The organism is Acinetobacter lwoffii, from assembly GCF_024129435.1.
Lineage (GTDB): Bacteria > Pseudomonadota > Gammaproteobacteria > Pseudomonadales > Moraxellaceae > Acinetobacter > Acinetobacter lwoffii_F.
The window spans coordinates 62,857-76,158 of sequence record NZ_JAMXXN010000013.1 but is presented as its reverse complement, the minus strand read 5'-3'; the positions used below and the strand labels follow the sequence as shown (position 1 = coordinate 76,158).

The following is a 13,302-nucleotide window of genomic DNA, read 5'->3' as shown; positions in this document are numbered from 1 at the left end:
GTGTGGGGTTACCCATGTGAGAGTAAGTCATCGCCAGCTCATTATTCCTAAACACCCCCGACCATAAGGCCGGGGGTGTTTTTTTTATGCGTAGAATTTAGTCAAATAAATGTTATTTATGTGCTATTTCGACTGAAACATCACATAAAAATAAAATTGAGAGGCGTATACTGAACCGGTCTATGGAGCGGATATGTCCTCAAATTCATCTTCAAGCCATATTGAATATGGCTCTTCTGCTTTTAAAGCAGTGCTTTTTTCCTTATTCCTTGCTGGCTTTGCCATTTTTTCATCACTGTATTGCGTACAGCCGATGATGCCGATTCTGGCTGATTATTTCCAGGTCAGCCCGACTCAAAGCAGTTTCCCTTTATCTTTTTCTACCATTGCCTTGGCAGTTGGCCTGATTTTTACTGGACTAATATCAGACCGATTCGGTCGTAAGCCGATTATGGTCTGGTCTCTATTTTCAGTCTCAGTATTATTACTATTAAGTGCAATATTGCCGATCTGGTCCGTGTTTCTGACCACACGAGTAATGATTGGATTGACAGTCAGTGGTGTCGCTGCGGTCGCGATGACTTATATCGGAGAAGAAATTGCAGAAAAAGATATCGGTTTTGCCATGGGCTTATATATTTCTGGCACAGCGATAGGTGGTATGGGAGGGCGTTTAATTGCCGGAGTTTTAGTGGATTTTATCTCCTGGCAATCTGCCACTTTGATTATCGGTATCTTAAATCTTTGTATCGCTGGATTATTTTCTTACCTATTACCCGCTTCGCAACATTTTAAAGCCTATCCAATCAAGCTGAATCGTTTTAAAAACTCATTTAGGCAGAATCTCGCTGATCCAAAACTTCGGGTTTTATTCCTGCAAGGTTTTATCTTGATGGGCTGCTTTGTCTCGGTATTTAATTATCTGAGTTATCGCTTGATCCAAGCGCCATTTGAATTATCTCATGTCTGGATTGGCGTGATTTCGATTACTTATTTGGCTGGTATTTATAGCTCCCCTCGAGCAGCACACTGGGGACGGCATTATGGCAAATTCAGAATATTGGCAGCCATGATCCTGATGATGCTTGTGGGCTTGGCGCTGATGCTGATTAATCAGTTGGTTGTTGTTTTTATCGGATTGCTGATTTTTACTTTTTCTTTCTTCGCTGCCCATTCGACTGCCAGTAGCTGGGTGTCGATCCAGTCGTTACAGTATCGGGCAGTCGGTTCGTCGCTGTATTTATTTTGCTATTACCTGGGTTCAAGCGTGTTGGGGAGCTCAAGCGGATTGGTATGGGAAAATTATGGCTGGATAGGATTAACTGTGTTTATCACAGCGTTATTACTGACAGGTTTGGCATTTAGTTTAAGACTCCGTTCAAATTAGAGATTCTGTCCAAGCTTTCCTCCTCATAAATAAGATAAATTTCTTTTTTGATATATTTAAACTTTAGATTCAAGTGACAAATAGAAAGTGGTTCAGTTAGTCTCTGATTTTGTATAAATTATAATCAAGCAAGCTAGACCTGATTCATGGTAAAATAATCGGCTTTCATCTTTGATCTTATTTTTAGATCTCCTATCATCTGCCAGCCGAGAATTGCTAGCCATGTCTACTGCTTATACCATGCAGACTGCGCCAAAAGCGTTGTTTGATTACGACAAATATTGGGCGTCTTGTTTTGACCCTGCGCCATTTTTGCCGATGTCACGCGAGGAAATGGATCAACTCGGCTGGGACAGCTGTGATTTTATTTTAGTTTGTGGTGATGCTTATATCGATCATCCATCTTTCTGTTCAGGCATTATTGGCCGTACCTTGGAAGCACAAGGCTTCCGTGTCGGCATTATTGCACAGCCAGACTGGACCAGCGTGGATGCGTTCCGCGTTTTGGGTAAACCGAATATTGCCTGGGGTGTGACTGCAGGTAACATGGATTCTATGATCAACCGTTACACGGCTGACCGTAAAATCCGTTCTGATGATGCCTATTCACCAGACAATCAGCCCAATAAACGTCCAGATCGTGCGGCAACCGTGTATTGCCAGCGTGTTCGTGAAGCTTATCCGGATGTACCAGTATTGCTCGGCGGTATTGAAGCATCGTTACGTCGTATTGCGCATTATGATTACTGGTCAGACAAAGTCCGTCGTTCAGTCTTGATGGATTCAAAAGCCGATCTTTTGATGTACGGCAATGGTGAGCGTTCAATCACTGAAATTATGCATCGTCTGGCGCGTGGCGAGAAAATTCACGAGATTACTGATGTTCGCGGTACAGCGTTTATTGTGAATAAACACAACCGTGCCTCTAAAGCCAAATTTGTTGAAATCGCATCGAATGATGTCGATGCCATTGGCCGTGTTGATCCAATTATTAACCCGTATGTCATGACTGAAGATATCGAGGGTTGTGAGATTGAACAAGGGAAAGATTCTAGCCAGTACCAGGGTTTCCAAAAAGAACATGTCGCCAATCCGATTGTGCGAGCAGGGGATGACTTAGATCCTGATACGCAAATTGTGCAACTGCAACCGGCTTCAAAAGCGATTAAACATAAGTTACCGCCGCGCGAATTGGCGGTAATCCGTTTGCCTGCTTTTGAAGAAGTTGCTGCTGATCCAGTACTCTATGCACATGCCAACCGTATTTTGCATCTGGAAACCAATCCGGGGAATGCGCGTGCTATGGTGCAAAAGCATGGTGAACGTGATGTCTGGCTGAATGCACCGCCAATTCCGTTGACTACCGAAGAAATGGACTATGTGTTTGACCTGCCTTATGCACGTCTGCCGCATCCTGCTTATGGCAATGCACGTTTCCCGGCATTCGACATGATCAAGTTCTCTGTGAATATCATGCGTGGCTGTTTCGGTGGTTGTACTTTCTGTTCGATTACAGAACATGAAGGTCGTATTATTCAGAACCGTTCTGAAGAATCGATTCTGCGTGAAGTAGAAAAAATTCGTGATACTGCACCGGGTTTCACAGGTATTATCTCGGACCTGGGTGGTCCAACAGCCAACATGTACCGTTTGGCCTGTAAAGATCCTGAGATTGAAAAGAACTGTCGTAAACCGTCATGTGTATTCCCGGGCGTGTGCCAAAATCTGCATACGGATCATGCACCATTGACGCAGTTATATCGTAAAGCGCGTTCTTTACCGGGTATTAAAAAGATTCTGATTGGTTCAGGCCTACGTTATGATCTTGCGGTTTTAAACCCTGAATATGTCAAAGAACTTGTAACCCATCATGTCGGTGGTTACTTAAAAATTGCGCCTGAGCATACCGAAAAAGGCCCACTCAATAAAATGATGAAGCCGGGTATTGGGACGTATGACCGCTTCAAGCAAATGTTTGATCGTTACAGTAAAGAAGCCGGTAAGGAACAATACTTGATTCCTTACTTCATCGCGGCGCATCCGGGAACTACCGATTACGACATGATGAATCTGGCGATTTGGTTGAAGAAGAATGGTTTCCGTGCCGATCAGGTACAGACCTTCTATCCATCACCGATGGCGACTGCAACTACTATGTATTACACGGGTAAAAACCCGCTGGCGAAAGTGGCGCGTTATACTGAAAATGTTGACATTGTGAAAGGTGAGAAGCGTCGTCGTTTGCACAAAGCTTTCTTGCGTTATCATGATTCAAACAACTGGCCTTTACTGCGTGAAGCCCTGAAAGAAATGGGTCGTCAGGATTTGATTGGTAATTCGAAACAGCATTTGATTCCGACTTATCAGCCTGTAGGCAGTGCAGATGGTCAGTATCAATCGGCGCGTAAGAAGAACTCGACGGTTGCCGGTGATTCGCAAAAACGTACCGGTGAGCAAGGGAATCGTAGCAAGGCTGCACAGGCTCAGTCACGTCCTTCAAATACCAAGAAACGTCCTGAACGTGGTCAAATTCTGACCCAGCACACTGGTTTGCCGCCGCGTGAAACAGGCGATGCCAAAAAACCGTTTGGTGGGCCAAAGCCTAAAGCGAAGCCCAAATCACGTGCATAATTAAGTTAATAAAAAGACACTTCGGTGTCTTTTTTTAGCTCTTGGGTAAAGTAACGTAGCCTGAGCTTGTTCGTTGAAAGTGTAAAAGAATATATTATTTGGACTAAGTTCTTTAAAAAAGTGATATAAAAATAACACTTTGTCGGAATTGTCCTACAGTTGGGCAGATATGTATTGCGATCAATTCCATGGATGTTTTAGAGTGCATTATCAGTACTTTAAATCCACTTTCATTGGCATCTAGAGAGATGTCACTTTAGGTAACATAGAATCGAGTTTTGATACCAGTTGTATGGGTATTTAAACAGATTGGTTGTTAGCTCTATTTAAAATAAAGCGTGGGTTTATACTGCACAACAATAAAACAAAAATGATTATAAGAATGCAAGGATTTAGGCATGACCACCTATATTATGATTGGGAGTTTTCTGCTCTTCTGTGTCGTGCTCATGGCATGGAAAAAGCTCGGAAATAATTCCAAACCACAAGACAGCGCGTTAAAGCAGCGTGCAATTTTTAACCTGAATGAGCAATTGACCTTCACTCGCCTGAGAGAAGTATTACCTGAATACATTATTCTGGCACATGTTTCCTATGATGCCTTAATGACGACTAAATTTAACCGGACTCGACATAAGTACCGCAACCTGACTGCAGATTTTGTAATTCTGGATCAGCAGCACCAGATTCTAGCCGTGGTGGGAGTGGATGACCCTTTAATCTTAAAGCGTCCCCAGCAGACGGGTTTTCAGGATGCATTACTAACCATGGCCGGTTATCGGGTGATTCGCTACGAGGATGTGCCGGAATATTATCAGTTGCGCCAGGACTTCTTACAGGAGCAAGCGCAAATGCAAAAAATGCCCAAATATACAGTTAGCAATGATCTGAAAAAATATTATTTATATTCGGATTTAGAGCGCAGTAAAATCAAAGCAGTCGGTTAAAACAAAAAAGCATGCCAGAAGCATACTTTTTTATGAGTACCGATCTTGAAACATTATTCTGGTTTAACCGCCACGACGGTTAGTTCAACCAATACCCGTGGATCATAGAGTTTTGCTTCGACACAGGTACGAGGCAGGGCTTCGATATCAGCGACCCAGGCATCCCAGACTTCATTGAAGGCTGCATAATCTTTTTCAATATCTTTCAAATAGATGGTTACCGACATGATGTGACTTTTATCGGTACCGGCATCTGCCAGAAACTGGTCAATAATATCTAAAGTCTGTTGGGTTTGCCCTTTAATATCCAGTTCAACATCTGTGGCCAGCTGGCCGGCAAGATGTACCAGATTACCGGCAATAGCAATTTCCGAAAAGCGTTTCGATACGTGTAAACGTTCAACTGTCATGTTGTTCATCCTGAGTTTTGGGCATCAGGGCTGCGACCAATGCAGTCAGCAGACAACCCACCGCCAGATAGATGGCTACATAATGCCATGAACCACCGGCCCAAATCACCAGTGCCGCTGCAATAAATGGGGTAAAACCACCACCAATGATACTCGCCACCTGATAACCAACTCCGGCACCGCTGTAACGGTATTCGGTGCCAAACAGTGAGGTGAAAATCGGTTGATGGACACTAACCACCATATCGTGTGCAACGTTGGCCAATAAAATTGCGCCAACAATAATCATCCAGGTGTTTTGTGCATCGAGCGCCATAAAGAATGGGAAAGCCGAAAGCGCACCAATCAAACCGCCCCAGACACACATTTTCTGATGATTGAATTTATCCGCCAGCCAAGCAAAAAATGGAATACTGAAACAGCTAATTGCCCCGACCATCAGCGTGATATTCAGGAAGAACTGTTTGTCCATGCCCAGGTTAGTGGTGGAATAGTTCAGGGCAAAATTGGTGACCAGATACATGGTCAGCAATTCAGTCAGACGTAAGGCAATGATATAGAAGAAAGCTTTTGGATGTTTGCTAATCGCCCGCAAGATCGGCAGCTTTTCTGGTTGGTGATCGGCTTTCACCACCTTTTCTACAAACTCTTGCGATTCATCCTGATCACGGCGAATCCACATCGCCACAGCTAACAGTACGATGCTGGCCAGAAAGGGAATACGCCATGCCCATTCAGCAAAGGCTTCTTCACCTAGTGTTGCAATAATAATCGACACTGCACCAGTAGCCAATACCAGGCCGACGCCGTAACCGACCTGAACCCCACTGCTATAAAAGGCTTTTTTTCCTTTTGGTGCATTTTCAACTGCCATCAGAGCTGCGCCGCCCCATTCACCACCCACGGCAAAGCCTTGCAAGGCACGACAAAAAACCAGCAGCACCGGTGCCCACCAGCCAATCGCTTCAAAATTTGGCAGCAGGCCAATCCCGACCGTGGAAATTCCCATCAGAACCACAGTCAGCACCAGCATTTTTTTACGGCCAAGCTTGTCACCAAAGTGACCAAATACCACACCGCCTAAAGGACGAAACAGGAAGCCGACCCCAAAAGTGGCCAGTGCTGCCAGGGTGCCCATATTCTCGCCAATACTAGGAAAAAACTGATCTTTAAAAATTAAGGCTGCAACAATGCCGTAAAGGAGAAAATCATACCAATCGACAACAGCACCAACAAAACTAGATAGCGCAGCTTTACGTGCGCGTTGTTCTTGAACAACAGAAGAATTTACAGAAGACATGCAGGAGGGGATTCCATGAGTTACATCAGAGTTGCCCTGTAATATTCGGATTTGATCGTCACGCTAATCACAGGACAGCATGCTGAAAGTAAAGGTGATTTTCAGCATCTCAGCACATACATGGATAATGCATTGCGCAGATAGAGTACTCTAAAAAATCAAAATGTAAAAATAAAGTTGCCGTATTTTTAAACTGATGCCTAAAACGTGATCAAAAAAGGTTTAGAGCAGCAATAACTGGGTTTCAGTCTCAGGGACACTGAGCTGATACACGCCGACGCCGATCAGCCGAAATTGCATCTGCGGGGCAATATTCAGGTCGTCGAGTAGTAAGTCCAAGGCTTGTGCCAGTTCCTGTGGACTACGCAGCACTTGTTTAAAACTTTTACTGTGTTGCATCACCTGAAAATTCTTGAGTTTTAATTTGACCGTAACGCCGCGAGCCGAAAGCTGTTTCTTTTGCAGGCTTTGCCATATTTGTCCAAGTAAAGGTTCCCAATAGGGGCGACATTGGTTCAGATACAGGTCATCATCAAAAGTGGTTTCTTTGGAAATTTGCTGGCGTTCCCGTTCCACTTCGACCGGTCGTTCATCAATGCCTTGAGCGTACAAAAACAGCCGCCGGCCATATTTGCCAAAATGCTGAATCAGTAAGGCTTCATCAATTTGCTGTAAATCGCCTAAAGTTTCTAGATTCAGGCTTCTCAGTTTTTCCTGGGTGACTTTACCCACACCGGGAATTTTTTTCAGGGGCAGATTCTGGATAAATCCCTGAACTTGTGACGGCTTAATCACACAGATCCCATTCGGTTTGTGCCAGTCTGAAGCAATTTTAGCGAGAAACTTGTTGGGTGCTACTCCAGCAGAAGCGGTTAATCCGGTGGCTTGAAAAATATCCTCGCGAATTCGCATAGCGACTTCGGTGGCACTGGGAATCTGCTGTAAATTCTCCGTGACATCCAGAAAGGCTTCATCCAGAGATAGTGGCTCAATCAGGGAAGTATATTGCTGGAAGATCTGATGAATCTGTGCCGATACCTGCCGATATTTGGCAAAATCCGGCTCAATCACGATGACCTCAGGACATAGTTTGCGCGCCTGTCCCATGGACATGGCAGAACGCAGGCCATAAACCCGTGCCGGATAGGAGGCAGCCGCGACCACCGCCCGAGGATGATGCGAGGCTATCACCACAGGTAAGTGTTTCAGTTCTGGACGTTCACGCAGCTCTACCGAAGCATAAAACGCATCCATATCGATATGAATAATTTTGCGCATGTTCGCTATCTTAAGGGGCTTTAATCGGATTGGGAAGCGACGGCTGCGTTGAGTAAATAGGGCTGCGGTTCGCTGAGCAGAACGACTTTTGTCCCTTGTGTTTCGGCAGTCCTAATCAGAAGTTGCAAACTTTTTGGGGTGTCATCGGCAAGACGGGGTAAAAATTGCAGCGGCTGCTTTAAAGGCTGAAAAAAATCATCCCAATGCACCGGAATCACCACTTTGGGCTTGAGCAGGTTCAGGGTTTCAGCCAGATATTGCTGCTGATAGGCATCGGATTGTCTGGAAAGCTGGGCAATGCCTAAAAACAGGGTGTCGACTTTCAGATGCTGCAATTGCTCTGGAATAAATCCGGTACTGGCCTTGACCAGAATTTTATGTCCTGCATGCTCAATCAGGTAGTCGAAACTGCCACCTTCCTTAAATTCGGGAAATTTAGCCGGAAGGGTGAAAGGCTGCAGCAGCTCTTCGCCTAAATCATCATTTACCGCTGTGGGCGGTGTATGTTGTGAGGGAATTGCAGTGATCTGGAAATGCCCCCATTGCTGTACTTGCCCAGGCTTAATCGGCTGTAATTGCTGTGGAGTAACTTTAGGGTTTGCCCTGGCGATATTTAGGGTGCTCGGCGAACCGATGACAACGGTTTCGGGAAGCATTTCCAGTAAGGCCGGTACATCTAGCACATGATCATAATGAGAATGACTGACCAGAATGGCTTGGGTTCGGCTCAATTCATGGCATTGTACCAGTTGTTCTAAGAGCAGCTTATCACTTTGAATAGGTCGAGTAATTACTTGCCGCAAAGATGGCCGGCTAAAGAAACCATCGATCAGGATCTGATCGTGGCCATCATCGAGTAACAGGGTGGACACACCAAAAAATTTGACTGTAAGCCCGTGAACGGATATACCGGTTTGCGGCTGCCACGCTTTAAAGTCACTAACCTTGCCCGAAGCTTGCAACAGATAAGCCAGCATACCCGCGATGAGTAGGAGTAGAATCACCAGACCGAGTAAAATGCCTTTTATCCATTTCAATCTTTTTATTTCCTTGTTGTTTTTATAAAGAACTTGTTTTCAGGCGATCAGCTTTATTTCGCTTTATTCTCAGATGAAGGTACTACAATCGCATTCTTTTTGAGAAAATCCAGCCATTGCTGTTCTGAGCCATAAAAAACATTCAGGTCTACCGGTGTGGTAATACCGGGAATTTTCCCCTGACTGGTATGTTGCCAAAACGCCCATTTAGGCTGATCTTTTAAATCAGGCAGACCTTTGTATTCACGTACCCAGAGCGGTACGTCGGGGAAATGTCCTGCCAGTACAATATTATAAAAAGCTTTAGAAATATAGAAAATCGGCTGCTTGCCATAATGCTTTTTCAGGGCATCGTGCATCACCTGAATTTCGTTTAAAAGCTGCTCTTTAGAATAGGTATTGATGCATTTGCTGTCATATTCCAGATCAATTACTGGCGGTAAGGCATCCGGTTTATTGGGTACGGAGTCAATAAAATTCTGGGCTTGAATGCTGCCATCGCGGCAGAGCCGGTAAAAATGATAGGCACCGACCAAAAAGCCGCGTTCACGTGCTTTCAACCAATTTTCCTGAAAACGGGTATCTTTAAAGTCGCCGCCTTCAGTGGCTTTCAGATAAACAAAACGGTATTTTTCAGGCGAAATCTGCTGCCACTGAATCTCTTTTTGATGATGCGATACATCAAAACCCTGAATAGGATAATCGGCTGCATGGGCAGACGGTGCTTTCATCAGGCAGAGATAGACCATGGCGATCGTGATCACAGTGATCAGTATGCCCAGCCCAATCAAGAGCGATTTATGAACTCTGTTCGGAGCCTGATTTTTTTGCATTTTCAGTCCTTGCCTATATGTGATTTAGCCTAAAACTTACAATCAGCCCAAAGTGAATATAGCGCATCAAACCGGGGTATTTTTAGGAATATGCCAGAAAATATAGGCCGCAATAATATTGATGCAGCCTAAACAGATCAGTGATACATGAAAAGCAGCCACCAGATTGTCAGCGCCGTAATAGGCACTCAGCATGTTCACCAGTGTTCCTGCCAGTGCCACCCCGATACTCATTGACAGCATCATGATCATCGACAGGAAACTGTTGCCGCTACTGGCATCCTGCTGGCTTAAGTCCTTTAAGGTCAGGGTATTCATCGACACGAATTGCAGTGAATTTAAAATGCCGAAGATAAAGAAATGAATCGCACGGAGCCAGATTGGGGTTTCCGCCGTGGTCAGGGCAAAACTGGCAATACATAGACCTACCAGTAAGGTATTGACCAGCAAGACCCGACGGTAGCCAAAACGCTGAATGATGTTGCGGATAATCGGTTTGGAGGCCAGCGAACCAAGCACAGTCGGAATCATCAATAAACCGGTAATAAAAGGTTCGAAACCGAAAGCCACCTGCAACATCAGCGGCAGTAAAAACGGAATCGAGTTACCGCCGAGACGGGCAAAGAAATTACCCAAAATACCAATCGCATAAATTTTATTTTTAAACAGCCGGCTGCGAAACAGGGCGTTGCTATGGGTATGCGAATGATAGGCATAAATCAGGGTGGCCAATAAACCGGCCAGAATCAGGCTCAGGCTCCACCACAGCGAGTTTTGTGGACTGGCAAAATTTTCAATTCCGAGACAGAGACCCACCATCGCCACGACCAGCAAGATAAAGCCCCAATAATCAAAACGGGCGACTGTGGGTTCAAGTACATTCGGCATGGCCTTAAAGGTAATCAGTGCGCCCAGCAAGCCAATCGGCAAATTGATCAGGAAAATCCAATGCCAGGACAGATATTCGACCATCCAGCCACCTAGGGTCGGCCCAATTAAAGGACCAATCAGGCCGGCCAGACTCATCAGGCTCATAGCGGCCAGAAACTGGGTACGGGGAATGATCTTTAGCATCGCCAACCGGCCGACCGGCAGCAATAATGCACCACCGATCCCTTGAAAGATCCGGTACACCAATAATTCATTCAGGCTACTTGACCAGGCACAGCCCAAAGAGGCCAAAGAGAAAATAATAATCGCAGCAAAATAGGTATTTCTGACCCCGAACCGGTCTGCCAGCCAGCCACTTAAGGGAATGCAGGCCGCCACAGACAGCACATAAGCCACGACCACACTGTGCATGCGTAGCGGATCTTCCTGCAAATTTTGGGCAATTGCAGGTAAGGCGGTATTAATAATGGTGGTATCCAGCCCCTGCATGAAAAAGCCAATCGAGACCAACAAGACCAACAATCTAAACTCGGGATCTAAGGCTTGATGCGTAGGAGTGGCATTCATAATTCTGGAAAACTGAAAATTTTGAATAGTTTAAAGGAATCAGTCGAGTCTGTCGTATATAAAGCGTGTCAACTTTTATAGCAGTGTTGTGTCAAGTAACTGCAACCGATCTGTCATGGCACTGCAATGCTCTGGTTATAAATTGGTCACGAATTCTTCATGATAGATCAACAAAAAATGAAATTAAAATTAAAGTCATTGATAGTGGCCATGCTGGCTGTGGGGATGGTGGCATGTGGAAGTGAGAATGAAAATGAAACGCCGGTTCCAATCGTCGAGGCTACACCGAACTCGATCGAGTTAAGCAAATTAGCTGCTTATGAATCGGGTATGTTTGCGCAAAGTGCAGCAGAAATTCCGGCCTTTGATGCCGAGAGTCAACGCCTATTCGTGGTCAATGCCAAAGAAGGCGTATTGGATGTACTGGATTTAAGTCGACCTGATCAGCCGAAAAAAATAACATCTATCACGGTCGATGACATTGCGCCAGAGGCTGAGGTCAACAGTGTCGCGGTACATAATGGCATTGTCGCCATTGCGATTCAGGCTGCTGTGAAAACCGATCCTGGCTATGTGGCCTTATATCAGGCCAAAGACCTGAGCAAGCTGGCCCACGCACAGGTGGGCGCCTTGCCGGACATGCTGACTTTCACACCAGATGGTCAAAGCTTGTTGGTGGCCAATGAAGGCGAGCCTTCTGATGATTATCAGGTCGATCCAGAAGGTTCAGTGTCTGTCATTAGTCTGGCCAATTTAAAAGCCCCGATCGTTCGTACAGCAGACTTTAAGGCCTTTAATGGATGGGAAGCAGCATTGCGTGAACAGGGCATCCGCATTTTCGGACCAAAGGCCAGCACAGCTCAGGATTTTGAACCTGAGTACATCACTGTTTCAAAAGATGGAAAAACCGCCTGGGTTGCCTTACAAGAAAACAATGCCTTGGCCAAAATTGATGTGGCTTCTGCCAAGGTACTCGCTGTTTATCCATTTGGCTTCAAAGATCATGGCATGAAGGGTCATGGCATGGATGTCAGCGATGCGGATGGTGTCGACGGTAAAGGCAAAATCAATATTCAAACTTGGGCGAATGTCCGTGGCTTATATATGCCAGATGCGATTGCAAGTTTCGAGGTCGCGGGCAAAACCTATATTGTGTCTGCCAATGAAGGCGATGCCCGTGCCTGGGGTGAAAACAATCCTGCATATTTCAATAACGATACCAGCCAAGGCTTTGTAGAAGAATGGCGGGTGAAACACTTGGTCCATGCCAAAGGTTTTGACCGCCGTCTGGGTGATGATTTGCCAGCACATCTTCGTGCATTGGCCAAAGGTGCAGAACTCAATCCGATTAACTTTGCCTACTGCGGTACTATTGCAGGGGATGCCAAAGACTGCCGTGAAGATCATCTGCTGGGCCGTTTAAATATTAGTTGGACTGAAGGCTATCAAAAAAATGCCGATGGTACAGCCAAACTGAATGAACGTGGGAATCTGGTCTATGATCATTTATATAGCTTTGGTACCCGCTCGGTCAGTATCTGGGTGGAAAATGATCAGCAGACTGGTTTGGATTTGGTATGGGATTCGGGCGATCAGTTTGAGCAGTATATTGCCAAACAGCATCCTGAGATTTTCAACTTTAATCATGAAGAAGCCGGACTGGATAATCGCAGTGACAATAAAGGGCCGGAACCTGAAGGGGTGACCTTGGGGCAGATTGGCCAAAAAACCTTTGCCTTTATTGGGCTGGAGCGTGTCGGTGGCATCATGGTCTATGATGTGTCTACACCTGCATCACCAATCTTCGTGCAATATATCAATTCACGTGATTTTAAAGCGACCACAGAGCAAATTGAAATCGGACAAGCCGGTGATTTAGGGCCGGAAGGTTTGGTATTTATCCCCGCCAAAGACTCCCCGAATAAGAAACCCCTTCTGGTGGTCGGTCATGAAGTCAGTGGCAGCACCACGATTTATCAAGTAAATCTCAAGTAACTAAAAGCTTTTAGATTCAGGGCACT

The 13,302-nt window shown here is 45.4% G+C and carries 10 protein-coding genes; 4 read left to right on the top strand and 6 right to left on the bottom strand.

All coding sequences use genetic code 11. From position 1 onward, the window contains the following. Window positions 1–193 precede the first annotated feature (193 nt). The 3 genes from NI455_RS10050 to NI455_RS10040 all read left to right on the top strand — a co-directional run bounded on the left by NI455_RS10050 (window position 194) and on the right by NI455_RS10040 (window position 4,965). Window positions 194–1,387, top strand: a complete 1,194-nt coding sequence (locus tag NI455_RS10050) for an MFS transporter (protein ID WP_253113949.1) — start codon at window positions 194–196, stop codon at window positions 1,385–1,387. A gap of 222 nt (window positions 1,388–1,609) precedes the next feature. Next, entirely contained in the window at window positions 1,610–4,018 is a 2,409-nt protein-coding gene (locus NI455_RS10045; RefSeq protein WP_004644879.1) for a YgiQ family radical SAM protein, read from the top strand. Between the two features lie 398 nt (window positions 4,019–4,416). Next, window positions 4,417–4,965, top strand: a complete 549-nt coding sequence (locus NI455_RS10040; protein WP_005108423.1) for a DUF2726 domain-containing protein — start codon at window positions 4,417–4,419, stop codon at window positions 4,963–4,965. A 53-nt stretch (window positions 4,966–5,018) separates the two neighbouring features. On the opposite strand, the gene NI455_RS10035 is transcribed toward NI455_RS10040, so the two are convergent. The 6 genes from NI455_RS10035 to mdtD all read right to left on the bottom strand — a co-directional run bounded on the left by NI455_RS10035 (window position 5,019) and on the right by mdtD (window position 11,281). Then, window positions 5,019–5,375 carry a RidA family protein gene (locus tag NI455_RS10035; protein WP_005101539.1) on the bottom strand — a complete coding sequence of 119 codons (357 nt, stop codon included), beginning with the start codon at window positions 5,373–5,375 and terminating at the stop codon, window positions 5,019–5,021. Beyond that, window positions 5,365–6,675, bottom strand: a complete 1,311-nt coding sequence (gene shiA / locus NI455_RS10030) for a shikimate transporter (protein WP_253113947.1) — start codon at window positions 6,673–6,675, stop codon at window positions 5,365–5,367. Before shiA ends, NI455_RS10035 begins: the two co-directional genes overlap by 11 nt. A gap of 222 nt (window positions 6,676–6,897) precedes the next feature. After that, on the bottom strand, window positions 6,898–7,953 hold the full coding sequence (gene dinB / locus NI455_RS10025; RefSeq protein ID WP_253113945.1) for a DNA polymerase IV: 1,056 nt from the start codon (window positions 7,951–7,953) through the stop codon (window positions 6,898–6,900). Window positions 7,954–7,973: 20 nt separating this feature from the next. Further along, complete coding sequence (locus tag NI455_RS10020) at window positions 7,974–8,990, bottom strand: MBL fold metallo-hydrolase (RefSeq protein ID WP_253113943.1); 1,017 nt, start codon at window positions 8,988–8,990, stop codon at window positions 7,974–7,976. Between the two features lie 53 nt (window positions 8,991–9,043). Further along, complete coding sequence (locus tag NI455_RS10015; protein ID WP_253113942.1) at window positions 9,044–9,823, bottom strand: glycoside hydrolase family 25 protein; 780 nt, start codon at window positions 9,821–9,823, stop codon at window positions 9,044–9,046. Between the two features lie 66 nt (window positions 9,824–9,889). After that, complete coding sequence (gene mdtD / locus NI455_RS10010) at window positions 9,890–11,281, bottom strand: multidrug transporter subunit MdtD (RefSeq protein ID WP_086044350.1); 1,392 nt, start codon at window positions 11,279–11,281, stop codon at window positions 9,890–9,892. A 177-nt stretch (window positions 11,282–11,458) separates the two neighbouring features. Here mdtD and NI455_RS10005 point away from each other — a divergent pair, with 177 nt between their 5' ends. Then, entirely contained in the window at window positions 11,459–13,276 is a 1,818-nt protein-coding gene (locus tag NI455_RS10005; RefSeq protein ID WP_435574932.1) for a choice-of-anchor I family protein, read from the top strand. Window positions 13,277–13,302 lie beyond the last annotated feature (26 nt).